We start from the raw sequence: 25,030 nt of genomic DNA, 5'->3' as shown, positions 1-25,030 counted from the left end.
TATAGTAATTAATAAGCTTATGTTATAATTTTAAATTATTTCTTCAACATGTTTTTTAATGTTTTCAGATATTTTTTTGGTTGGTAAATCATTGGCATCTGATCCAAAAGGATCTTCAATTTCTTCGGCAATTAATTCTAAACTAGCTAATACATAAAAAATAAAGACCACTACAGGAATAACATAATACCCTAAAATAAAAACATAAGCAAAAGGCAAAGTAAGTACATAAATAAAAATAAATTTCTTGATAAAAGCACTGTAAGAGTAGGGAATAGGTGTGTTTTTGATGCGTTCGCAAGCACCACAAATATCAGTAAACGATTGTAATTCGTTGTTGATAATAATCAATTGGTCGCCAGTAATTTTTTTAGAAACATATAAATCATTCACTTTTTGAAACAACATTTTAGCCAGTTGATTGGGCTTGTGTTTGTGATGGTCAATTTCTAAATCAACATCGTCAAATAATTGTTTTGCAGTATCACTATCGTTCAAATGTTTCTGTAATATAGAAGCATAACTTGGAATTATTTTTCTAAAAAAACTACGATCACTTTCGTTTGTTAGAATAGCAGATAATTTTATGGCTAAATTTCGGCTGCTATTTACCAAAGCTCCCCACATTTTTCTTCCTTCCCACCAGCGGTCATAAGCTGTATTGGTTCGGTAAGCTAATAGTAATGAAATTACAAAACCAAGCATACTGTGCATTACGGAAATATTTTTCACATAACTATCTTTGGGTAAATGCCAATATACTATTTCTAAGTAGCCAACAATTCCAGAATATATTCCAATAAGAATCATTATTGGAAATAATTTCCAAATAGTATCTGCTTTACTAACAAAGAAGATAAAACGGATCCAATCTTTTGGGTTGTATGAAGTCATGTGATTTTATTTGAGGTAAATTTAATTTATAAATTGGATTTTTAGTATTGATTTTTATAAAAAAGTAAACCTCAAATAATACCATTTCGATATTGATTTGAGGTTCTAATTATTAGGCTTAAAAAAAGTTTCTAAACGCTATAAAATATTTTTATCCCAATTTAATAATCCAGTTTTCCAGCTAATTCTTTTAATGCAATTTCGGATAATTTAGCTTGAAATTGAGCATTGCTATAACGAACGGTTGCGTTTACAAAATTCAATTGTGCCGTTCTAAATTCTAAAGTAGTTATGGTTCCAATATGAAATTTATCCATAGTAATAGTTAAATTTTGTTTGGCAATGGCTTGGTTTGTTTCTTCTAGTTCAGTAAGTTCTAGATTAGTCAAATACGTTTGATAAGCTGTTGCTAATTGCGTTTCCAGATTTAGATTTTGTTGCTCTATTTGTAACTTAGCATTCTCAATTGCTAGATGAGCTATTTTTTCATTTCTATGTTGGGCAAAACCATCAAATAAATTTAAAGAGGCGGTAAAGCCATAATTCAAACCTCTTGAAGAAGACTGAGTGATAAACCCTAAACTCGATTCTGTTTCACCAAAGTTATAAGCGGTGTTCACTCTTATTGTAGGGTATCGTGTGGATTTTACTTGTTTCAATTGCAATTCGGCTACTCTTTTATTAATGATTTGAGCTTCAAGTTGTGGGTTTTGTTTTTGTGCCAAATCACTTAATTCAGCCAATTTTAAATCAGTATCAACTTTAACTATATTAGCTACTGTAAAATCAATTTTAGTATCACGAGCCAGTATTTGATTCAATAAAGTTTTAGTGTTAATAAATAGTTCTTTTTGTCTTAATAAAGTCACTTTGTCTGTATTCAAATCTACTTGAGCATTTAAAACCTCTAATTTTGAGGCTTTACCAATACTGAATCTATTTTGTGCCAAATTTAGTCTTTGGTTAGAAATAACTAGGGTAGAATCTAATGCTGATAGTTGTTGTTGCTGTTGTACTAAATCGTAATAAGTAGCATAAACATCTGAAATTTTGGTTAAAATGCTTAATTTTAATTGAGATTCACCCAGTTTTTGAAGCTCTTGAAGTTGTTCTCTTTTAGCAAACATACTCATTCCGTCAAAAATAGTCCAACCTAAGCTTACACCATAATTTAAACTATTATTTTTAGCATTATCTAAACTGTTTTCTGTTCCATCGATACGAATTTGAGATAAATTTTGAATATTGTTGTTGTCCACAACATTGGCTGTTAGGGTAGGAAGCATTCCTGCATTTCCAATGGCATTATTGGTTTGATCTACTCTTAATTCGTTGGAAGCAATTTTAATTTCGTAATTGTTTTCCAGTGCAATTTTTATAGTCTCTTCAATAGATAAGGATTCTTGAGCATTTATTTTTGTAATGCAAATCAAGAATAAAATGAGGCTGCGGATTATTATTTTTGTGTTCATAGATATTTTCTTTTGCCACTAATTATTGAATTTGTGACCAATAAATTATTTGCTGTCTTTTTCGTATTCGTCAATACGATCAAATTCGGGATAATGCTTTTTAGCTCTGGACCACATAAAATAAAGAGCAGGAATAACAAATAAGGTTAATATTAAAGAGAAAATAGTTCCTCCAACAATAACAACTCCCATTCCAATTCTACTGGTTGAAGCAGCTCCAAGCGACATAGCAATTGGTAAAGCACCTAATGCAATGGTTAAACTCGTCATTAAAATGGGGCGTAAGCGTGCTTCTGAAGCTTCCATAATGGCTTCATATTTGGTTTTTCCTTGTTCCCGCAATTGATTGGCAAATTCGACAATTAAAATTCCGTTTTTAGTTACTAATCCAATAAGCATTACTGTTCCAATTTGGCTAAAAATATTCCAGGTTTGGTCAAACAGCCACAATGAAAATAAGGCTCCAGCCACCGCCATTGGTACAGTAAGAATAATAATTAAAGGATCGATGAAACTTTCGAATTGTGCTGCTAAAATCAAGAAAATTAATAATAAAGCCAATCCAAAAGCAAATGATGTATTGGAGCTACTTTCGACAAAATCTCTGGATTCTCCACCTAAATCAGTAGTAAAAGTATCATCAAGAACTTTAGCTTTTATTTGATTCATAGTATTAATTCCGTCACTAATGCTTTTGCCTGGAGCTAAACCAGCCGAAACCGTTGCCGACATATAGCGATTGTTATGATACAATTGTGGTGGATTGCTTTGTTCCTCAACAGTGACCACATTGTCCATTTGAATCAATTCGCCCTTATTATTTTTAACAAATATCGAAGTCAAATCAAGAGGTTTAGAACGGTCTTTTTGATCAAATTGTCCAATAACCTGATATTGTTTTCCATTTTTAATAAAATAACCAAAGCGCTGTCCGCTTAAAGAAAGTTGCAAAGTCTGGGCAATATCCAGAATAGAAATTCCTAAACTTTCAGCCTTTTCACGGTTGATGGTTACATTGATTTCCGGTTTGTTAAATTTCAAATTCACATCGGTAATCGAAAAGACATCGCTTTTACCCACTTCTTCCATAAAAACGGGGATTTTTTCACGTAATTTTTCGAATGTTGGAGCTTGAATGATGTATTGAATGGGCAAACCACCACGTCGGTTTACTGCAATAGTGGGTTGCTGAATTACTGATGTTTTAGCGTTTGGATATTGTTTAGTCCATTGGGATAATTTATCAGCAATTTCTTTTTGCGAAGCTTCTCTTTCACTTACATCTTTTAATGCCAATCGAATCATACCACTGTTTATAGAGGACGAACCAAATCCTGGCGACGAAATTACTAAACTTACTTTTTTCTCTGGAATAGAATCGTCTACTAATTTTGAGATTTCCTGCATAAAACGATCTGTGTACTCATAAGTAGAACCTTCGGGTGTAGTCATACGCATAGTTACTGAACCACGATCATCATAAGGAGCGGTTTCTTTTGGAAGAATTGTATAAAACAAATAGATAATCCCAAAACAAACAATCAAAATAGGAAAGCTGATCCATTTTTTAGCCATAAAACTTTTCAAAGAATCGGCATAACCACTGTTCAAATTTTCGAAAAAAGGTTGGGTTCTTATGTAGAATTTAGATTTTTTTTGTTCGCCTCCTTTCATCAAATAAGCATTCAGCATAGGTGTTAAGGTCAAAGCGACAAAGGCTGAAATTAATACCGCAGCACCGATGACGACTCCAAATTCCCGGAAAAGTCTGCCTACGAAACCTTCTAAGAAAATTACAGGTAAAAATACTGCTGCTAAAGTCACTGAAATCGAAATTACCGCATAGAATATTTCGTTAGAACCTTTTATTGCCGCTTCAATAGGCGACATCCCTTCTTCGACTTTTTTATAAATATTTTCAGTAACTACAATTCCGTCATCCACTACTAAACCTGTGGCTAAAACAATTGCTAAAAGTGTTAATACATTAATCGAAAAACCCAAAAGCCACATGATAAAAAACGTAGCAATCAACGAAACAGGAATGTCAATTAAAGGTCTAAAAGCAATAGCCCAGTCTCTAAAAAATAAGTAGATAATAATAATAACCAGAACTATTGAAATACCTAAAGTCTCAACTACTTCTAATACTGATTTTTTTACAAAAGCAGTATTGTCAAGTGCAATATTGATTTTCATGTCTTTTGGTAAATCCTTCTGTAGTGCTTCGTATTTCTTATAAAACTCTTTAGAAATATCTAAATAATTAGCTCCTGGCATGGGAACAATAGCCATACCAATCATTGGAAGTCCTGATTGAGTCATCTGGGTTTCGATATTTTCGGCACCTAAACTAGCTGTTCCCACATCGCTAAAACGAACAATTTTGTCTCCTTCGGTACGAATGATGATATTGTTGAATTCTTCAGCATTGGATAAATTACCAATGGTTTTTACCGCTAATTCAGTATTATTACCCGTTAATTTTCCTGATGGTAATTCTACATTTTGAGCATTTAAAGCATCACGGACTTCGGCAACGGTACAACCATAAGCGGCTAATTTTACAGGATCAATCCATAAACGCATAGCATAGCGTTTTTGTCCCCAAATTTGAACTCCACTAACTCCTGGAATAGTTTCTAATCGTTGCGAAATTACATTTTCGGCATAATCGCTTAATTCTAAAGCATTTCGTGTATCACTTTGTAGCGTCATCGAAATAATCGATTCGCTATCAGCATCCGCTTTAGAAACTACCGGCGGTGCATCAATATCTTTAGGTAAGTTTCTAACGGCTTGCGAAACTTTGTCACGAACATCATTGGCAGCACTTTCAAGATCTTTATCTAAGTTAAATTCAATAGTAATGTTACTACTTCCCTGATTACTAGAAGAAGTAATATTTCGAATTCCATCAATTGAATTTACTGCTTTTTCGAGCGGTTCGGTAATTTGGGACTCAATTATATCCGAATTAGCTCCAGTATAATTGGTTCGAATGGAAACTTGTGCAGGATCAATCGAAGGAAATTCACGGACACCCAAAAAACTGTACCCAATTAAACCAAATAATATAATTAAAAGGTTCAGTACTATTGTTAAAACGGGTCTTTTTATACTTGTGGTGGATAAACTCATTGAGATTACAGGTTTTGAGTTATGTGTTAGGATTTATGAGTGATGCGTTTTACACCTAACTCATAACTTATAACTTTCTTTAAAATTTACAACTTTACTTTCACAGGAGTACCATTCTTTAGAGACATTACGCCACTGGTTATTAAGGTATCTCCCGCTTTTAATCCTGAAAGAATCAAAATAGAAGCGTCGGTTCTTGTGGTTGCCTCGACCATTATTTCTTTGGCTTTTCCCATATTTGAAATAAAAACTTTTTTCCCCTCTTGTACTGGTACAATCGCTTCTGTAGGGACTACAATCGCATCTTTAATAGTGCTTAAAGACAATTTTACATCGGCAAAAGTTCCTGGGAATAATTTTCCATCAACATTATCAGCGATGGCACGAATTTTTAAAGTTCGCGTTGTAATTTCTACTTCGGGCTCAATAGCGTATATTTTTGCAGTATATTTTTTAGTAGAACCTGAAACATTAATATCGATTGCAGAACCCATTTTTACTTGAGCGGCATATTTTTCGGGGATAGAAAAACTGATTTTTACCTTTTCGATATTCACTAATTTGGCAACCAAAATAGTAGGAGTAATGTAGGTTCCTGATGAAATAGAACGCAATCCAATTTTTCCGGAAAACGGAGCTCTTACCGAAGTTTTTGCAATTTGAGCCTTAATTAACTGACTTTGTGCTTTAGCCGAAGCATATTCTGCTCGGGAAATATCATATTCTTCTTGACTTATGGCTTCTTTTTGCAATAAAAGATTTGCTCTTCTTTCATTTTCAGCGGCTAATTTTTCTTGGGTTGTAGTTTGACTTAGTTGTGCTCTTAGTTCGGCATCATTAACTTTAAAAAGCAATTGTCCTTTATTAACATTGCTTCCTTCTTTAAAATTAATACTTTCTACAATTCCTGAAACTTCCGAACGAATTTCTACTTGTTCATTAGCTTCAATAGAACCAGACAAAGAAAGGTTGTTTTCAAAAATCTGTGGTTTTATTACAATTGCATTTACTACAATTGGATTTTTTTTATCTGATGTGCCTTTGGATTTTTCCGAATTATTTTTGTTTTCCATAATTCGATAAGTAACAAATGCCCCAAAACCGATGATTAATAAAACGTAAACTAAGTTTTTTATTTTCATATAAGTAATTTTGTTTTCTGTATTCTAGCTATTTCTGTTATTAAATTTGTAAAAAAAAAAGATTTTTAATAGTAATTTTAACTAATTAGAATCTATAATTTAATGATTTGCAAGTTAGCTTTTATTTAATTCGAGTAGAAAAAAATATCAGAATTCAGCTGTTTTTAACAACTGTTTAAAGCGGGTTGTTTTTGCTACATCCAATTATGACTTCTTTTTTTAAGAAAGGTTTAGTGGGTTTTATAAAAACAAAGGCATTTTCTTTTAGTAATAATACTAATCAGTTTTAAATTAGTGTTTTAACTAATGTAATTCCAGATATTTTTTTTCTTGGTCAATTCTAAATAAACGGCTTTTAGGACAGCGTGTTCTGGTTTTTGTAATGGAGTATCGTCACGAACTATTTTTAAAGCTTTTTCTCTGGCTAAAGCCAAAATGTCTCTGTCGCGAACAATGTCGGCAATTTGAAGGTTTAATACGCCGCTTTGTTGTGTTCCCATCAAATTTCCTGGACCGCGTAATTTTAAATCTACTTCGGCAATTTCAAATCCATCGTTAGTTCGCACCATGGTTTCCATTCGGGTTTTGCTGTCTGAACTCAATTTATGGCTGGTAATCAGGATGCAATAACTTTGTTCGGCACCACGACCCACGCGACCACGCAATTGGTGCAGTTGCGAAAGTCCAAAACGTTCGGCACTTTCGATAATCATTACCGAAGCATTGGGGATATTTACACCAACTTCAATTACTGTTGTAGCCACCATAATATTGGTTTTTCCTTCCGAAAAACGTTTCATTTCGGCATCTTTATCTGCTGGTTTCATCTTGCCATGAACTATGGAAATGGAATAAGTAGGTAGCGGGAAATCTCGAGAAATACTTTCGTAACCATCCATCAAATCTTTGTAATCCATCTTTTCTGATTCCTGAATTAAAGGATAAACAATATAGATTTGGCGACCCAAAGCAATTTCATCTCTAATAAATTTCCAGATTTTTAAGCGGTTACTGTCATAACGATGCACGGTTTGAATGGGTTTTCGACCTGGAGGCAATTCGTCAATAACCGAAATATCCAAATCTCCATACAAACTCATGGCCAAAGTTCGCGGAATAGGAGTGGCGGTCATTACCAAAATGTGTGGCGGAATGTCGTTTTTCTTCCACAGTTTAGAACGTTGTTCTACACCAAAACGGTGTTGTTCGTCAATAACGGCTAAACCTAAATTATGGAATTTTACTTTGTCTTCCAGCAAGGCATGTGTGCCAATGAGAATTTGTAAACTACCATTTTCCAGTTCTTGATGGATAATTCTTCTATCTGAAGTTTTAGTTGAACCAGTAAGGATTTTAATATTTATATTCAGATTTTTAGCCAATTCTGAAAGTCCAATAAAATGCTGATTAGCTAGGATTTCTGTTGGTGCCATCAAGCAAGCCTGAAAACCATTATCCATTGCTAGTAGCATACTCATAAAAGCCACAATCGTTTTTCCGGAACCTACGTCTCCTTGAAGTAATCGATTCATTTGGGCATTGGTACCCATATCATTTCGGATTTCTTTGATCACTCTTTTTTGAGCATTGGTAAGTTCAAAAGGCAGGTGGTTTTGGTAAAATTCATTAAAAAATTCACCCACTTTGGTAAACGGATGTCCTTTAATTTTATGTTTTTGAATCAGGTTTTTCATAATCAGTTGGAGCTGAATGAAAAACAATTCTTCAAATTTTAATCGAAATTGGGCTTTCGCCAAAGCTTCCGCACTTTTAGGAAAATGGATATTGAATAAGGCCGCATTTTTCGGAATTAACTTCAAGTCTTGGGTTAGGTAATCGGGTAAAGTTTCTGAAAATAAGGCTTGTGTTTCCAAAAATAACTGCTGCATCATTTTATTGACCACTTTATTAGAAATTCCTCTATTGGTCAAAGCTTCGGTTGAAGGATATACGGCCTGCATTGCCGAACGCAAACTTTGTTCGTGCTCACTCCAAAGCTCAATTTCGGGATGTGCCATGTTGTACATGCCGTTGAACGAAGTACATTTGCCAAAAATCACTATCACTTCATTCAACTTTAAAGATTCCCGAATCCATTTGTGACCTTGAAACCAAACCAATTCCATTTGCCCTGTATCATCAATGAATGTGGCTACAAGTCGTTTTCTGCCTTTGGCAAATTCTACGGTTTTAATATTGATAATCTTCCCGATAATTTGAACCTCGGCAACGTTGTTTTGTAGTTCGTTGATTTTGTAATAACGGGTTCTGTCAATGTAGCGATTAGGGTATAAGTTGAGTAAATCTCCATATTTGTGAATCCCCAATTCTTTACGAAGTAATTCGCCCCGACTGGGACCAACGCCTTTTAAATATTCGATAGGAGTGAGTAGGAGATTATTAGAAGACATTTACGGATTTTAGATTTTAGCCCTTCGACAGGCTCAGTGTGACATTTATGGATTTAGGTTGAAACTAACGATTTATGATTTTAGATTTGTAAAGGCAATTACTGTCAAATCTTTCTAATACTTTAATCTTTCAATTAAAAACGAAGATAGTTTATAATTGGGAATTTTAAAAATGTGAATCTCGTTTTTATTATCGTTTCAGGAGTCGATATTTTTGATTATCGCTTTATTTAACGATATTTTTAATTATCGCTTTTTTTGACGATAATTTTGTATCTTGCATGAAATTTCAGAATTATGAAAGCAGTAATTACAGGTGATATTATAAATTCCAGAAAAGTAGCTTCGGCACTATGGCTAGAGGATTTAAAAGTAGTTTTGAATGCTTATGGCAACGAACCCAAAGATTGGGAAATTTATAGAGGAGATAGTTTTCAAATGGTTGTTGAAGCGATGGATGTGCTCGAAATTGCCTTTATAATTAAAGCAACAATTAAACAATATAAGGAACTCGATGTACGTATGGCAATAGGATTAGGAACTATTGATTATATTGCGGATAAGGTAACGGAATCAAATGGAGTGGCCTTTATTAACTCAGGTGAATGTTTTGAAGAGTTGAAAAAGCAAACGCTGGGCATACAAACGCCTTGGGAGGAATTCAACAAGAGTTTCGCTATCATTTTTTCTTTTGTTTTGATGGTTGCGGATAATTGGACAAGTACTTCGGCTGAGATTCTTAAAAAAGCATTGGAAAATCCGGAAATTAACCAAAACCAATTGGCTATAGCCTTAAATAGAAAAAGTCAGAGTTCTATAAGTGCTTCGTTAAAAAGAGCGGGTTATGAGGAATTAAAAAATATGATTGTATTTTATAAACAAGAAATCAAAAAACAATGGTAGCACTATTTTTAAGTTTGGTTTTGGCGCATTTATTAGGTGATTTTTTGTTGCAGCCTACTACTTGGGTGAAAGATAAGAAGAAGAAAAAAATCAAATCGAAGTATTTGTATTTTCACGTGGGATTGCATTTAGTTTTATTGTTGATTACAACACAATTTAATAGTAATTATTTTCTAGGAATTATTTTTATTGTTTTGAGTCATTTTGGGATTGATTGTACTAAATTGTATTTCGAAAAAAAGAAAACCGCAAAACTCTGGTTTTTTACCGATCAGTTGTTGCATTTGGCAGTAATTGCTATAGTAGTTTATTGCTATTTCCCGTATGAAATTCCTATTTCTAGTTTGTATTCGCAGCAAAATTTGGCTTTGATTACGGCTTTGGTTTTAGTGACTTATGTGAGTTCGATAGTTTTGAAAGTGTTGTTGTCTAAATGGAGCGAGCAAATTATAAAAAAGGATAATGATGATACCAATAATGCAGGGAAATACATTGGGATTTTAGAACGACTGTTTATTTTCTTTTTTGTGGTGATGAATTTCTGGGAAGGAATTGGTTTTTTATTGGCTGCGAAATCTATTTTTAGGTTTGGTGATTTAAAAGAATCGAAAGACGTTCGATTGACTGAATATATTTTGATAGGAACGTTGTTGAGTTTTGGATTGGGAATTCTTTGTGCGATGCTTTATAAAAGTTTTTTATAATTTAGCTACAAAGATTGGTGTGATTTAACAAAAAGTTCCGCAAAGCCTTAAAAAAAACTTTGCGAAACCTTTGCGGTTAATTTTAAAATATTATTCTGGAATTTGCTGGCTCAAACAATGTAAAGTCCCGAATCCCCAAATTAAATCTATCGCACTAATGCCAATAATTTCTCTGTCTGGGAAACATTCCGCTAAGATATTCAAAGCTTTTCTGTCGTTAGCATCATTAAAAGTAGGAACCAAAACACATTTGTTTAAAATCAAGAAATTAGCATAACTCGCTGGTAATCTTAAATCTTCAAAATCCAGTCGTTTCGGCATTGGTAAAGTCACAATTACAGGTGATTTTCCGTCTTCCAATTTAGCATTTTGTAAACGTTTTAAATTGTCTTGAAGTGTTTTGTAGTTAGCATCGTTTGGATCAGTTTCTATAATCGTTACAATGGTGTCTTCATTTACAAAACGAGCCAAATCATCAATATGACCGTGAGTGTCGTCACCTTCGATTCCGTCACCTAACCAAATCACATTGGTTACGCCTAAATATTCTTTAAAAATCGTTTCATAGTCTTCTTTAGTAAAACCAGCATTACGTACCTGGATGCTTGGATGCATCAAACATTCTTCTGAGGTTAGTAAAGTTCCTTGTCCATTTACATCAATTGCACCACCTTCTACAATTACTGGTTTTCCTTTATATGTAACTTGGGTTAAAGGTATTTTTAAGAAATCTGAAACTTTGGAAGGGACGTGTTTGTCTAGTTGAAAGTTTTTGTATTTTGCCCAACCGTTGAAGTTGAAATTTAAAGCTTCTCTTTTTTTGTCCTTATATATTATAATAGGACCAGAGTCACGCATCCAACTGCGATTGGTTTTTTGAATGATAAATGAAACCTGATTTAAGTTTACTCGGGCTCTGTCGAGCATATTGCTTACTTTGGTTTTTAGTTTTTCGTCATTCACTAGAAGAAATATTTTTTCATAAGTAGCCACTTTTTTTATAAATTCTATAAAGGCCCATTGAATTGCTTCGTATTTTCCTGGCCAATCGTTTCCGTTGTGTGGAAAACAAAGTAGAATTCCTTCTTGCTTTTCCCATTCAGCAGGAAAGCGTCTTTTTGTTGTTATCATAAAAAAAAACTAAAAATTATAAGGCTGCAAATATAGGAATTCATGCGAAATTAGTAATAGAGTATCCAATTTACCTCTCAAATAAAAAAAAATAACATTATTTTAAGAGTATGTTAGTTAACATAGTTTTAATTTTTAACTTTTTGATAATCAATCCCGTATTATTTGTTTATTTGATTTATTAAGCATGAGTTATTAGAGATATTGATAAAAATGGGAATTATATAAGTTTAAAATAACAATTATAAGATTTATATGATTTATATTTGTGCTGATTTTAAAAATTAAAATAAACTAAAATTAAATAATTATGAAAAAGAAAATTGCATCTGTATCCTTGTTAATATTATCATTTGCTGCAAGCGCTCAGGATATGTCAACAACATCAGCTGGGAATACTGTTGAAAAAGATCCTTATGACAAATGGTCTATTGAATTAAACGGTGGTGTAAATAAACCATTGAGAGCTATGACTGCAGGTTATTCAACTGCTACACTTAATCCTTTTCATGCTGATTTAGGAGTACGTTACATGTTTAACACTAAATTTGGTTTAAAATTAGATTTTGGATATGATCAGTTTAAAGAGCGTGATAACACAGCACCATTTGATAGTAAATTAATCAGAACAAGTTTACAAGGAGTTGTGAATATTGGTAGAGCTTTAAATTTTGAAACATGGACTAATACTATCGGTTTATTAGGACATGGTGGATTTGGAGTTTCACAATTAACTTCAGATAATGGTTTTGATGGAAAAGATTACATGGGACATGGAATCCTTGGTTTAACTGGACAAATTAGATTGAGTAATAGTGTTGCTTTAACAGGTGATTTGAGTGGACTAGTTTACGGAAGACAAAACCATAATTTTGATGGTATGGGAGCTGCAAAGACAGGTTCTTTGGATGGAGTTACTCTTAATGCTTCTGTTGGTTTGACTTTTTACTTAGGTAAAAATGAAAAACATGCTGACTGGTATTCAAAAGATAAATACGATGAGTTAGATGAAAGAGTTACTTTAATCGAAACAGGTATTCTTGATTCAGATAAAGACGGTGTAGCTGATTTATACGATTTAGAGCCAAACACACCTGCTAACGCTACAGTAAATACAAAAGGACAGTCTGTTGATAAAAATAATAATGGTGTTCCAGACACATTAGAAGCTTACTTAGATAATAGATTTGCAGAAAACAATACTAATAGTAGCGCTACTAATAGTACTGTGGAAGAATTAATTAACGGAGGATATGTAAATGTTTATTTTGATTTTAACTCATCAAAACCAACAAACGCATCATTATCAGGAGTTGACTTCTTAGTTAAATACTTGAAAAATAATCCATCTAAAAGTGCAGATGTTTTAGGATATGCTGATGAAGTAGGAAATTCAAGCTATAACCAACAATTATCTCAAAAAAGAGCAGAAGCAGTTAAAAATGTTTTAGTTAATGCTGGAATTGATGCTTCAAGATTAACTGTAAAAGGTAATGGTGAAGATACTTCTGTGAATAAAAATTCTGCAGAAGCACGTCAAATCGTGAGAAGAGTTACTTTTCAAGTAAGATAATTTTTTTTCAAATATATTTTATAAAAGAGCTGTTTCGACTAAGGTTGAAACAGCTTTTTTTATAAACTATTTTAAACTTTATCAAGCCTGATTAATAATATAATTTATTCTGGATTAGAATAAGTAAAATGGGAATATTTAGTAAAGAGGATTTTGTAGTAGTGATTGGTCGGAAGATTTTTTTATTCCTACTGCTAAGAGTTGTACAAAAGAAGTTTGTTGATAGTAAGTGAGAGAGGGATATAGAGCAGTTAAGTTTTCTCAATCAATTTTTGGTATAACTTTTTAACCACAAACAGTACAAAAGAATTATATCCAAAAGATAAAAATATTTGTTAATCTTTTATAATCCGTGGCTAGAAATAGATGCGGATGTGTTTCAAAATAAAAAATGGACTAAAGTACATTGCTTAGTCCATTTTTTTGTTATTAAAGTTTTAATCAATACAAATTATGTTTTAAAACTTAATCAATCGCTCTTTTAGTAATATCTCCAAAAGCATCAATTCTTCGGTCTCTAAAGAAAGGCCAATTTTGACGTACGTTTTCTTGTAAGTCTAAATCGACTTCAGCAATTAGAATTTCTTCTTTATCGTGTGAGGCTTGTGCTAAAATTTCACCCTGAGGTCCAGCAATAAAGGAAGCGCCCCAAAATTCGATTCCAGGAGTATCTGGTAAGTATTGTTCTAATCCAATTCTATTGGCTGCGGCAACATAAACCCCATTGGCTACGGCATGTCCTTTCATTACATTCATCCAGGCACCGTATTGGTTTTCACCGTATTGTTCTTTTTCCTGAGGATGCCATCCAATAGCTGTTGGATAAAATAAAACTTCTGCACCTTTTAAAGCGGTTATACGAGCAGCTTCAGGATACCATTGATCCCAACAGATTAAAGTTCCAATATTTCCTTTTTTTGTCGGGTTGTTTTTAAAACCTAAATCACCTGGAGTGAAATAGAATTTTTCGTAAAAAGCAGGGTCGTCTGGAATGTGCATTTTTCGGTACAATCCAGCTTCTGTTCCATCGGTATCAATAATGTATGCACTGTTGTGGTAGATTCCAGCCATTCTTTTTTCGAAAAAAGGAACAATAATTACCACTCCTAATTCTTTAGCTAATTCGCTAAAAGCAGTAAAAGATGTGCTATATAAAGGTTCAGCTAATGCAAAATTGTCCACATCTTCACTCTGACAGAAATAATGACTGCTATACAATTCAGGCAATGAGATTACTTCAGCGCCTTGACTAGCGGCATCACGAACCCAACTAATACATTTTTTTAGGTTGTTTTCGGCAATATCATTTAGATTCAGTTGGATAACAGCAATTTTATATTTTTTGTTGGGCATGGGAGTATTTTTTTAGATTGCAAAAATAGTCATTTTTATGAAGAGTAGAAATACTAGTATTTAGAAAAAAATGGATGTTATTGATGAATTTTACTGAATTTCAACTTGAAACAAACTTTCGATTTTACATTTATCTTTTAAAAATGTTTTATAATTCAAATTTATATATATTTTTGTCAGAAAATATAGGGTTTGTTTTTATGGTAAAAATACCTCGGATTGCACATTTTTTTATTTTATTTATTGCTATCATCGGAGTCAATTCTGTCGTAGCTAATAATCTACATGCTTCTACTAGAATTGAGGTTTTAGCGCCTACAGTAGATTTTAGTTTTAATAATAATAACAGTTGTTCAGATACACCAATAACTTTTGTTCCTATTGTGAGTGGTGACGCACCTTATACTTATATATGGGATTTTGGAGATGGAACAACATCTACTAATAGTAATCCTACGCATGCTTTCACGGCTTTAGGCTGTGGTATTCAAAATTTTAATGTTAGACTAACGGTTAGGGATAGAAACGGACTTACCAATTCGATTACTAAAACGGTTTCAGTACAGCAAAAACCAGATTTAAGGTTTGTTAATTTAAATGCGGGTTCGACTTCTGTTTTTGAACGATGTGGAGATAATAATTCGAGTTTGAGTTATACCATTAATGTTGGTAATAATTCTGCTTCAACTTCTTGTGTTACTTCTTATAATATTGATTGGGGTGATGGAAGTACCGAAAGCAATGTTAGTTTCCCAAGATCACATACTTATGCTCGTTTAGGATCATTCAATATGATTATTACTGCTGTTGGAGGCAGTGGATGTAATACTAGTATTTCATACATTGTTAAGAATTCCAATAATCCTGTGGGAGCTTTGATTGCTCCTGGAAACACGACCAATTTTTGTGTTCCTTTAGAACCTATGAATTTTGCTATTGGTTCTTGGGCATTGAATCCATCGGATACCAGGTACCAAGTGAGTTATGGAGATGGTACTAACGCTATTTATACCCAATCCCAATTAGAAAATTCTGTTTATTATAATCCGGCTAATCCTGCTGCTTCAAGAAATTTCCCTATCCCGCATACTTTTACTCGATTCAATTGTCCAAGTGGAAATACGGTTAACTTGGCAATAACGAATTCTTGTGGAAGTACTAATTTAACCGCAGGACCAATTATTATTTTAGATAAACCTACAGTAAGTTTTAGTGCTACGGCTATTGCTTGTGTGAATTCGTCTGTTTACTTTAATAATACCACTGTTGCAGGTTATACTAATGATTGTAGTACTGTAAATGTCTATACTTGGAATTTTGGTGATGGAACTCCAGTTTCAAGAGAAGTTAATCCAAGTCATGCTTATAGTCGTCCAGGGAATTATACCGTTACTTTGAATGCAATAACACCCTGTGGAGTTGGGGTAGAGTATAGAAGGACAATTTGTGTAGAGCCTATTTTACAACCTGATTTTACATATACTAAAGCCTGTATCAATTCTAATACACAAATTACCAATACAACTGATACACGTTTGGCTTGTGGATCTCAAAGTTATTTTTGGAGCATAACATCTTATTATGATCCTTATTGTAGAAACCAAACACCAGGTTGGTATTTTACTGCAGGAACAGGTTCTAATTCTAAAGATCCAGTAATTAATTTCACCGTTTCAGGAACGTATAATCTCCGATTGAGAACAATAAATTCATGTGGTATCGAGCGGGAAATAACAAAAACAATTGAGGTTAAAAAACCACCAATTATAAGCTTAGATCCTATTTCTGATTTTTGCAATTCAGCGACCATACGACCTGTTGGGAAAGTGGTTGAAAATTGTGCCCCAAGTTCAGAATTGACTTATCTATGGAGTTTTCCGGGAGGAACTCCTTCTACTTCTACATCATTAAATCCAGGTTCAATAAATTACACCACTAGTGGAGATTACACAGCCACTCTTACAGTAACCAATAGTTGTGGTTCAGATACAAAATCGAGAACTTTTTCGGTAAATACGGTTTTGTCTCCAATTATTGCTGCAAAATCTACCGAAACCTGTAGCGGTAATGCGTTTACAGTTATTCCAAGAAATGGAGGAGGTGATAATGTACCTACTGGAACTACTTATACTTGGTCTACTCCAATAGTTTCGCCAGCAGGAGCAATAAGTGGCGCATCGGCACAATTAAGCCCTAGAACGAGTATTAGCCAAACATTAACTAATAATACTACTAATCGTGCAACGGTTACTTATACTGTTTCTCCCACAGCAGGAAGTTGTCCTGGACCTAATTTTACCGTTACCGTGATTGTAGATCCTTTGATAAATGCTAATCCAGTAATTAGTAATAGTAGTTGTTTTGATGCTAATAATGGTTCAATTAATTTAACGGTAAGTGGTGGAATTCCATTTCCTACAGGAAATCCATATCAAATTTCCTGGACAGGCCCTAATGGATTTATGAGTTCAGCTGAAGATATTTCGAATCTAGTGCCAGGAATCTATAGCTTAAGAATTACAGATAATGGCAATTGTCCGTTCTCTGCAACTTATACGGTAAATCAACCAGGGAAATTTAGTTTTACAGGTGTTAAAAATGATATTTCTTGTCATAATTTGAACGACGGACAAATTAATTTGAACGTAAGTGGAGGTACAGCGCCTTATACTTATGTTTGGACTAAAGACGGAAATCCATATTCTACGTCAAAAGATATTCGCAATTTAGCAGAAGGCGTATATCATGTAACGATAACCGAAGTTAATAGCTGTGATATTCTCGAAGGAACTTATACCATTATCAATCCGCCAGTTTTAGAGGTTACCTTAGCCAGACAAAAAGACATTCTTTGTTATGGTTATGCTACAGGAGAAATAGATGTTAATGTTGTAGGTGGAAGGGCTGTAGAAACTAGTCCCGGAGTTTTTAATTACACTTATTTATGGACAGGACCTAACGGATATAACAGTACTGCTAAGAATTTGAGAAATGTAATTGCTGGAACTTATAATTTAAGAGTTACTGATAATTCAGGATGTAGGGACAATTTAGTAGTTGTTTTAACCCAAAATAGTGAAATTAAAATCCAGTACACTAAAACAGAGATTGCCTGTTATAATGATGCCAATGCGTCTATTACCATTACTGATATTACTGGAGGTATTCCATTTGCTACTGGCGAACCTTATAGTATCAAATGGAGTAATTTAGGTACAGGCAGGGTACAAAATAATTTATCAGCGGGAACTTATATTATTACAATTGAAGACGCTTTGGGTTGTCCAAAACAATTTCCAATTACTATTGATAATGTTCCTGTGTTTTCAATAAATCCTGATGTCAAACAAATTTCTTGTTTTGGAGGAAAAGATGGTCATATTCGTTTGAATTTAGTAGGGGGTGTGGCGCCAATACAATTAGTTTGGAGTGATAATTCTACTGCTGGAATGGAAAGAAATAATCTTGGACCAGGAAGATATTCGGTAGTTATCACTGATAAAAAATTGTGTAAGATTGAACAAACTTTTATTATAAATGAGCCTTTAGCAATTGAGCTAAGAGCAGATGTTTCTAATCCGTTGAGCTGTTTGGATGCCAATACTGGAGCGATTAATTTAATTGTTACTGGAGGAACGCCGCCGTTTACCTATGCTTGGTCTAATGGTGCTCAAACAGAAGATTTAATTAATCTACCGCCAGATAATTATGTTGTTAATGTAACCGATGCTAATGGTTGTAAAGCAACAAATTCCTGGACAATTATTCGATTTGAACAATTAACTCCAAGTATTGAAACCATAACTGATTATGATTGTGATACAAAATATGTCAAACAAACCTTTGTAGGTCATGTAAAAGGAGGAATTCCGCCTTATAAATTGAGTTGGTCTGATGGTGTGGTTAGCGGAAGTAATGACCAAATCATGAATACCAACAATAATGGTTTGATTGTTTTTAGTGTTGAAGATAGTTTTGGATGTAAACAAGATTTGCCATTTAATGTTAATACACCAGTTTTAGGAAATGCTAATTTTTCGTATGCTTCTTATGGACATGATGTTTACAATTTGTATTCTATTTTTGACCCTATTTTGTTTACCAATTTAGCTACAGGAGATTTTACCAATATTTCTTGGGATTTTGGTGATGGTAGTTTTTCAGATGAAGAAAATCCATCCCATATTTATGCTAGAGTAGGGACTTACACAGTAAAACAAGTGGTTACATATCCTTTTGGTTGCCAATACATATATAATACAACTATTGATGTCGAAAAAGGCTATAGTGTAACCATGCCAACGGCTTTCACGCCTAATAACGATAGGATTAACGACAGTTTTGCACCCGTATTTTTAGGTTTCATCGAAGTTACCTTGCATATTTATGATACTTGGGGAAGTTTAATTTACAGTGAAACAGGAGAAACTATCAAAGGATGGAATGGAAAAATAAAAGATTTAGAGGCCGAAAACGGAAATTACTATTTTAAGATGATAGCTAAAACTTTTTACAATCATACTGTTACTCAAGAAGGTGCGCTTACATTAATTAAATAAAAGGATGAAATTACAAATGAGAATTAAATTACTTACGATCCTGATTTCGTGTTTCTTTTATTCGAATGTTAAAGCACAAGATCCCGTTTTTACCCAATATTTTTTAGTGCCAGAAACTTTAAATCCGGGGTTTACAGGATTTATGGAAACTACTTACATGGGAATTATTCATAGAGAGCAATGGCCAGATTTGAATTTAAAAATAGATACTGATTATGTGTTTCTCAACACTTGGAGTGACGAAATGAATAGTGGAATTGGAATTAGTTTTTTAAATCAGAGAGAAAGTGCTACAGATTATAATTACTCTCAAATTAATGCTAATTATGCTTACCGTGTTCGAATAAGTGACGAATGGGATTTTAGACCAGCCATTGAAGTGGGTTTCGGGCTCAAATCTTTTGCTTTTCGAAATTTGTTATTGGAAGACCAGATTAATATTCGAACTGGAATCAATAATTCGACTTCGATTGATCCTGCATTAAAAAATGATAAAGTTGGTTTTTTTGATATTGGTGCAGGGATGGTTTTTAATACCGACGATTTATGGATTGGTTTGTCGATGAAACACCTTAACAAACCCAATATTGCTTTTAATAAGGATGGCAATGTTCCTTTAAATACTTTTTTCTCGCTGAGTACAGGATATGAATTCCTTTTAGCCGATTATATCGATGTACAGTTTTTTCCGTATGCTACTAAAATGTTTGCAACTGCTAACTACATGCAGCAAGGGCGCTACAATCGATTAGATATAGGAACTTCTATTTTATTTGAAAAGATATTTTTTGGTGTTACCGCTGTTACTAATCCCGCTAAAAATGGGCTTGATGGTCATTTGCTTACCTCAGTAAATCTTTTTACAGGATTGCAATATGATCATTTACGATTAGGGCTTTCGTATGATTTAAATACAACTAAAATAGGAAGAACTGGCGGGGTTTATGAATTGTCTTTGACCTATCAATTCAATTTAGATAAAAAATGTTTTGGATGTCCAAATTATATAGGAAGATAAGAATTAGAAGTACTATTTCTTACCCAACATTTTTTTGAAAAGAGTCACAATTCCTAATACCACAAATCCAAAGACCAACCCTAGAAGAAATTCTTTTACAATAGAAGGCAATTGTTCAGCAAAATGATGTAAAAAATCAATGTTGTGGGCAAAGATTCCGCCGGAAACTAAGATTAAAGCAATAGTTCCAATAATAGATAAACTTTTGATTACTTTTGGTAAGGCTTTTACGAGAATATTACCTATCCATTTTGATATGCTTCGTTCTTTTGAACTCATTGCAATCAGTTTTAATCCTAATTCGTCCATTCTAACAATCAAGGCTACAATACCATAAACTCCCACAGTTGCTAAAATTGCTATGATTGAAACCACAGCAATTTGTGTACTTAATGGTTCTTCAATTACTGTACCCAAGGCAATGATTATAATTTCTACTGATAAAATAAAATCAGTCAAAATAGCCGATTTTATTTTTTCTTTTTCCATAGATAAAACTTCAGCTTCAGTATAAACTGGCATTGTTAAATCTGTAGTTTTATGTTTGCGATGAAATAGGAATTCATATATTTTTTCGGCTCCTTCATAAGCTAAAAAAAGTCCTCCCAAGATTAAGATAATTACAATAGCCACTGGAAAAAAATGGCTAAGTAAAAAGGTTATTGGGAGAATGATTAATTTATTGATAAACGAACCTTTGGCAATGGCCCATAAAACAGGGATTTCTCTTGACGAAATAAAACCCGATGCTTTTTCGGCATTTACAGCTAAATCGTCTCCTAAAATTCCAGCCGTTTTTTTTGCTGCAACTTTACTCATTACAGCAACATCATCCATAAGTGCTGCGATATCATCTAATAGTGCGAAAAAACCTGATGCCATGTCATTTATTTTAAAAATAATGCAGCGAAGCTACTATTTTTTTGTTTATCCTATTTGTAAAAGAAAGATATTTTTTAATCAATTTTATTCGAAAAAAATAGAGTAAATAAATTATTCGTCTAATTTCATATTGCCTCGGTCTTTTTTATTGTCCGGATGGGAATTTGGATAACGATTTGGAGTAATATCAGAATTCAGGTCTTTGTTTTCAACCGTTTTCATAGCTTCTTTATCTGTTGTAACACCACGTTTGGCATTCGGATTATCTGAATCAATCTCGTCAGAAAGTTTTTCACTATTTTCGTATCCATCTCTTGCTCGGTCAACCACATTTTTTTTACCATCAGCATCGACATCCAATTCTTTATTTAGTTTTGTATCTTTTGATGCGGTATCTGTAGAAACATCTTTGTCTTGTGACTTTTCGTTATTATTCTGTGTATCGTTTAATTTTTTTGATTCTGAGTTATTCGTTTCCATAATGTTGTTTTTTATTTATTACTAATTTTAAATTGAAAAGCTAAGTCATCTAACATAGTTTTTGCTTTAATTGGGTTTAAGATAGTACTAAAACTCATTATGTGAAGTTCGGGATTTTATCAGGGTTTATTTTATATAAGAATTAAAAAAAGTTTCAAAATTCGTACTTCTTAGGGAATATATCAAGCTGCTTTTTTGATACAAAGGAAATTAATGTAATTCGTCTCGTTTTGACATCTTTTTTTAATTTATATTATTTAATTCTTAGAGAGTCATAACTGAACCAATTAGCTTTTTGGTTTAGGATATACAGGAAGCGGAACAAATTCTGTTTCGCCTTCTATTTTATCAAATTTTTGTTCCGTCCAGTCTTGTTTGGCTTTCTCGATTAATTCTTTCTCGGTTGATACAAAGTTCCAGTCAATAAAACGTTCTTCGGGATAGGCTTCACCACCAAAAATATAAATGGTCGAATTTGGTCGTATGGTGAATTCACATAGCGAACTATTTTTTGCTACCAATATTTGTTTAGGACCGTATTCGCTGCCGTCATTTTCAACACCGCCTTCCAGAATATATAAACCCGCTTCGCCATAAAGATGTTCACCGATATTTAATTTTTTTTCTGTAACCGATTTTATTTCGATCATATACATTGGGCTATAAACCGGTACTTTGGATTTTTTACCAAAGGCTTCTCCCGCCACCAATTTAAATTCTACATCATCTTCTTTCCAGGATGGAATTTCGCTGCTTTCAATATGAAAAAACTCGGGATTCATTTGTTCCAAATGTTTGGGTAAAGCCACCCAAATTTGTAAACCGTGCATGTTTTTTTCGGAATGGCGTAAATATTCGGGCGTGCGTTCAGAATGTACGATGCCTTTTCCTGCGGTCATCCAGTTGACTTCACCTGGTTTTATTTCCACTTCATTCCCTAAAGTGTCGCGGTGCATAATACTGCCTTCAAATAGAAAAGTAAGTGTAGAAAGACCAATATGTGGATGCGGCAAAATATCAAAATTCTGACGTTCATTCATCTTTACAGGTCCCATGTGATCGATATAAATAAAAGGACCTACCATGCGTTTTTGACGAAAAGGAAGCAATCTGCCTACTAGAAAATTCCCAATATCGGCAGCACGTTCTTCAATGATAAGATTGATGTTTGACATAGCAATTATTTTTTTTTGTTTAGTAATTTAAAAAAGTAGAAATCTTATATAAAATAAGACTTTGTTACAAACAAAAATAACTTAAAAAATTGCTGTTTCCAATGGGTTGATTCATTAATTACCATTCAAAAAAAATGTCTCATTTGTACAAATGAGACATTTTTTTAAGAATTATTTCTTTTCTTTATTATTCAGTTTATCATCAAGGTCAGGTTTTTCACCTTTAAATTTTTGAGTGTCCACATCATAATTTTCATCGTTTGTTAAAATTTCATCATGATCTTTATATTGATGTTTTCTCATATCACTTCTGTTATCGGCACCTTTTTTGTTAGGCGTTTGCGGATTTGGATTGTTGTTTTTCATGGCTGTAATTTTTAAGTTTCAATAAAATTACTCTATTCGCTGTCCTTGTTCTTTACAACATTATCCTTAAAGGTTACAGAATTTAAAATGCTGATTTTAAATCGATTCAATTACACTTTCTTGTGATCTTCTGGATTTTGGGGTTACTTCAATTCTATTGAAATCGTCTTCTGAAGCATAACCTACAGCCATGGCAAAAAGAGGTTTGTATGCCGTCATGTTCAAAATTTCCTGATATTTGTCTGATTCGATTCCTTCCATAGCTGTCGAATCTAAACCTAATGCAATACTAGCCGTCAAACCAACGCCTAATGCAATATAGAGTTGTTTAGAAAGCCAAATTTTTAAATCAGCTTCTGGTGTATTGGCTTTAATTTTATTGTACCAGTCTCTTCTGGCTGATGGAAATTCATTTACTATATTTTGAAAGGCATCCAGATCATCGGCTACACTAAAAACGACTAATAGTTGTGCCTGATTGATTTTTTCGGTATTGTGCATCGAAACCGAAGCTAATTTGGCTTTCATTTCTGGATTTTGTACAAAGGTAAATTTCCAGGGCTGTACATTAATTGAAGAAGGAGTAAGGCGTAAAATTTCTTTTAAGTCTTCGATTTTTTCTTGTGGTATGGGTTTATCAGCGTTGTATTTCTTTGCAGTATATCTTTTTTCTATTAATTCTAAAATATTCATGACTTTACTTTTAAATGTTTACTAACGCAAAGTTAAGCCAATAATAGTTTTGTACAATTAGATTGCATTAAGAGTAAATTGTATTTGTAATAAGTTGTTTAACTGCATTGACCCAACAAAAACCAAAGAATAACAAAAACGATAATAGTACCAAAACAACCGCCACCTAATTTCTTTGCTCCGTAACCTGCTAAAAGTCCTCTAAATAAATTATTCATAATGCTAGTTTTTAAGTTAATAACATTATGTGAAGTACGGGATTTAAATTGAAGGTTGTTTTATATTAGAATCTAAAAAAGTTTCAAAATTCGTATGGATGTCTTTCAAAAATAATTTTAACTAACGAGTTTGTGCTGATTTTGTCTACAGTGCTTCGATTATTGGTTTTTCAAAATCAACCCATTTTTCATAACCTTTATCGGTTAAATGCACTCCATCATCGGTGAGTTCTTTGGCTAAATCACCATTAGAGTCAATAAATTGGTTGTATAAGTCCAGAACCTCATAATAACCTTTAGCTTCATTGTTTTTAATTATCGCATTTAAGGCTAAAACATCCTGCTTTAAATATTCTCTGCGGGTAGGTAAAACGGTGCGAACATAAATTTTAGTCTCTGGAGATTTATACTGAATCCTTCTTGCAATCTTTACTATGTTTTTACCCACATAAGCTGCTGAAGGCACTATTTTATCATATATCAATTTCCCGTTATCTTCCTGATGATGTTTGTTAAATAAATCATTGATGCCTATCATGATAAATACGGCTTTAGGTTTGAAATAAACAATTTCATCAAGACGCTTTAAAACCCCATCAGTAAGGTCGCCGGCAATTCCGCGATTGCGAATATGAGGGATGTTGAATTTTTTATCCCAATTTTTAATTTTTTCGGTGATACTATTTCCAATAAAAATAATGTCGCCCATTTCTAAAGGCTCTTTCTCAAAAATGGCTATTCTTTGTTTGTAATGTTTTTGTGTCCAAGTGTTATGGTAGCGGGAGACAATTTCCTGATGTGGATACAGCTTTGCTTTTTCCTTAGCAGTAAGAGACTTTGTTTGACCAAATCCAGTTCCGCTTAATAGTATTAGAGATAAAAGAAAGAGTTGTTTTTTTAGCATTTTATTTATCA

The 25,030-nt window shown here is 33.2% G+C and carries 18 protein-coding genes; 5 read left to right on the top strand and 13 right to left on the bottom strand.

Annotated features, from left to right (window positions below; genetic code table 11):
- Window positions 1–30: 30 nt before the first annotated feature.
- The 5 genes from AAGV33_RS08655 to recG form a co-directional block, all read right to left on the bottom strand.
- Window positions 31–894 (bottom strand): bestrophin family protein, encoded by an 864-nt coding sequence (locus AAGV33_RS08655; RefSeq protein ID WP_373391574.1) that lies wholly within the window; start codon window positions 892–894, stop codon window positions 31–33.
- Between the two features lie 161 nt (window positions 895–1,055).
- On the bottom strand, window positions 1,056–2,366 hold the full coding sequence (locus AAGV33_RS08650; protein ID WP_373391573.1) for a TolC family protein: 1,311 nt from the start codon (window positions 2,364–2,366) through the stop codon (window positions 1,056–1,058).
- 45 nt (window positions 2,367–2,411) lie between these two features.
- Window positions 2,412–5,507 (bottom strand): efflux RND transporter permease subunit, encoded by a 3,096-nt coding sequence (locus AAGV33_RS08645; RefSeq protein ID WP_373391572.1) that lies wholly within the window; start codon window positions 5,505–5,507, stop codon window positions 2,412–2,414.
- A gap of 86 nt (window positions 5,508–5,593) precedes the next feature.
- On the bottom strand, window positions 5,594–6,649 hold the full coding sequence (locus AAGV33_RS08640) for an efflux RND transporter periplasmic adaptor subunit (RefSeq protein ID WP_373391571.1): 1,056 nt from the start codon (window positions 6,647–6,649) through the stop codon (window positions 5,594–5,596).
- Window positions 6,650–6,948: 299 nt separating this feature from the next.
- Window positions 6,949–9,060 carry an ATP-dependent DNA helicase RecG gene (gene recG / locus AAGV33_RS08635; protein WP_373391570.1) on the bottom strand — a complete coding sequence of 704 codons (2,112 nt, stop codon included), beginning with the start codon at window positions 9,058–9,060 and terminating at the stop codon, window positions 6,949–6,951.
- Between the two features lie 297 nt (window positions 9,061–9,357).
- Here recG and AAGV33_RS08630 point away from each other — a divergent pair, with 297 nt between their 5' ends.
- Window positions 9,358–9,963, top strand: coding sequence for a transcriptional regulator (locus AAGV33_RS08630; RefSeq protein ID WP_373391569.1), 606 nt, complete (start codon window positions 9,358–9,360; stop codon window positions 9,961–9,963).
- Window positions 9,957–10,667, top strand: a complete 711-nt coding sequence (locus AAGV33_RS08625) for a DUF3307 domain-containing protein (RefSeq protein WP_373391568.1) — start codon at window positions 9,957–9,959, stop codon at window positions 10,665–10,667. The genes AAGV33_RS08630 and AAGV33_RS08625 overlap by 7 nt, the downstream gene beginning before the upstream one ends.
- A gap of 90 nt (window positions 10,668–10,757) precedes the next feature.
- Here AAGV33_RS08625 and AAGV33_RS08620 read toward each other — a convergent pair whose 3' ends face one another.
- Complete coding sequence (locus AAGV33_RS08620; protein ID WP_373391567.1) at window positions 10,758–11,798, bottom strand: agmatine deiminase family protein; 1,041 nt, start codon at window positions 11,796–11,798, stop codon at window positions 10,758–10,760.
- A gap of 310 nt (window positions 11,799–12,108) precedes the next feature.
- Between AAGV33_RS08620 and AAGV33_RS08615 the strand changes: the two genes are divergently transcribed.
- Window positions 12,109–13,371 carry an OmpA family protein gene (locus AAGV33_RS08615; protein WP_373391566.1) on the top strand — a complete coding sequence of 421 codons (1,263 nt, stop codon included), beginning with the start codon at window positions 12,109–12,111 and terminating at the stop codon, window positions 13,369–13,371.
- A 465-nt stretch (window positions 13,372–13,836) separates the two neighbouring features.
- On the opposite strand, the gene AAGV33_RS08610 is transcribed toward AAGV33_RS08615, so the two are convergent.
- Entirely contained in the window at window positions 13,837–14,724 is an 888-nt protein-coding gene (locus AAGV33_RS08610; protein ID WP_373391565.1) for a carbon-nitrogen hydrolase, read from the bottom strand.
- Window positions 14,725–14,924: 200 nt separating this feature from the next.
- On the opposite strand from AAGV33_RS08610, the gene AAGV33_RS08605 reads away from it, so the two are divergent.
- Both AAGV33_RS08605 and AAGV33_RS08600 read left to right on the top strand, forming a co-directional pair.
- Complete coding sequence (locus AAGV33_RS08605) at window positions 14,925–19,283, top strand: PKD domain-containing protein (RefSeq protein ID WP_373391564.1); 4,359 nt, start codon at window positions 14,925–14,927, stop codon at window positions 19,281–19,283.
- Window positions 19,284–19,287: 4 nt separating this feature from the next.
- On the top strand, window positions 19,288–20,301 hold the full coding sequence (locus AAGV33_RS08600; RefSeq protein WP_373391563.1) for a PorP/SprF family type IX secretion system membrane protein: 1,014 nt from the start codon (window positions 19,288–19,290) through the stop codon (window positions 20,299–20,301).
- 12 nt (window positions 20,302–20,313) lie between these two features.
- On the opposite strand, the gene AAGV33_RS08595 is transcribed toward AAGV33_RS08600, so the two are convergent.
- The 6 genes from AAGV33_RS08595 to AAGV33_RS08570 form a co-directional block, all read right to left on the bottom strand.
- Window positions 20,314–21,183 (bottom strand): DUF808 domain-containing protein, encoded by an 870-nt coding sequence (locus AAGV33_RS08595; protein ID WP_373391562.1) that lies wholly within the window; start codon window positions 21,181–21,183, stop codon window positions 20,314–20,316.
- A gap of 111 nt (window positions 21,184–21,294) precedes the next feature.
- A complete protein-coding gene (locus AAGV33_RS08590) occupies window positions 21,295–21,663 on the bottom strand; it encodes a hypothetical protein (protein WP_373391561.1) in 369 nt (122 codons plus the stop codon).
- Window positions 21,664–21,950: 287 nt separating this feature from the next.
- Window positions 21,951–22,838 carry a pirin family protein gene (locus AAGV33_RS08585; protein ID WP_373391560.1) on the bottom strand — a complete coding sequence of 296 codons (888 nt, stop codon included), beginning with the start codon at window positions 22,836–22,838 and terminating at the stop codon, window positions 21,951–21,953.
- A 171-nt stretch (window positions 22,839–23,009) separates the two neighbouring features.
- Window positions 23,010–23,204 (bottom strand): hypothetical protein, encoded by a 195-nt coding sequence (locus tag AAGV33_RS08580; protein WP_373391559.1) that lies wholly within the window; start codon window positions 23,202–23,204, stop codon window positions 23,010–23,012.
- 96 nt (window positions 23,205–23,300) lie between these two features.
- Entirely contained in the window at window positions 23,301–23,897 is a 597-nt protein-coding gene (locus AAGV33_RS08575; RefSeq protein ID WP_373391558.1) for a nitroreductase family protein, read from the bottom strand.
- Window positions 23,898–24,260: 363 nt separating this feature from the next.
- Complete coding sequence (locus tag AAGV33_RS08570; protein ID WP_373391557.1) at window positions 24,261–25,019, bottom strand: GDSL-type esterase/lipase family protein; 759 nt, start codon at window positions 25,017–25,019, stop codon at window positions 24,261–24,263.
- Window positions 25,020–25,030: the final 11 nt, after the last annotated feature.

This window comes from Flavobacterium magnesitis (genome assembly GCF_041729735.1).
Lineage (GTDB): Bacteria > Bacteroidota > Bacteroidia > Flavobacteriales > Flavobacteriaceae > Flavobacterium > Flavobacterium magnesitis.
The sequence above is the reverse complement of the archived record's forward strand: the minus strand, read 5'-3'. Positions and strand labels throughout refer to the sequence as shown.